This is a genomic window from Virgibacillus carmonensis (assembly GCF_057836705.1).
This window is the reverse complement of sequence record NZ_JBYQFJ010000374.1, coordinates 1-535: the sequence shown is the minus strand read 5'-3', so window position 1 is coordinate 535 and position 535 is coordinate 1. Positions and strand designations below refer to the sequence as shown.

Sequence of the window (535 nt, the reverse complement as noted above, 5' to 3'; positions counted from 1 at the left end):
TGGAACCTCTTGACCGAAGAAATGATAATCAACGGTATTGCCATATACTTCAGAAGACTGGTGCACTTCTGGCAGCATGCTTTTTGGAATGGTTAGGATGTCTAGTAATTCGTCATCCCATTTTAAATCATAAATATTAAACATCAGTGTTCTTGAGGCGTTTGAATATTCCGTAACATGCTTCTTTCCACCTGTTAGTTTATGGACAAGCCATGTGTCCATTGTGCCAAATAATAAATCACCATTCTCTGCTTTTTCTCTTGCACCCTCAACATTGTCAAGAATCCATTTAACTTTTGTACCGGAGAAATATGGATCTAATAATAATCCTGTTTTTTCTCTGAACAGATCATTATATCCCTGTTCACGAAGCTCTTTACAAATACCTTCCGTTTGGCGGGACTGCCAGACAATTGCTTTATAAATTGGCTTGCCTGTATGTTTATCCCAGACAACCGCCGTTTCACGCTGGTTCGTAATACCAATTCCAGCAATTTGACTTGCTTCTATATCAGCTTTACGCAATACCTCAGCT

The 535-nt window shown here is 39.1% G+C and carries 1 protein-coding gene; it reads right to left on the bottom strand.

Translation table 11 applies throughout. From position 1 onward, the window contains the following. Positions 1 to 535, bottom strand: a 535-nt coding sequence (locus tag AC3G7N_RS22435) for an FGGY family carbohydrate kinase (RefSeq protein ID WP_489424310.1), incomplete at both ends; no start/stop codon positions are given.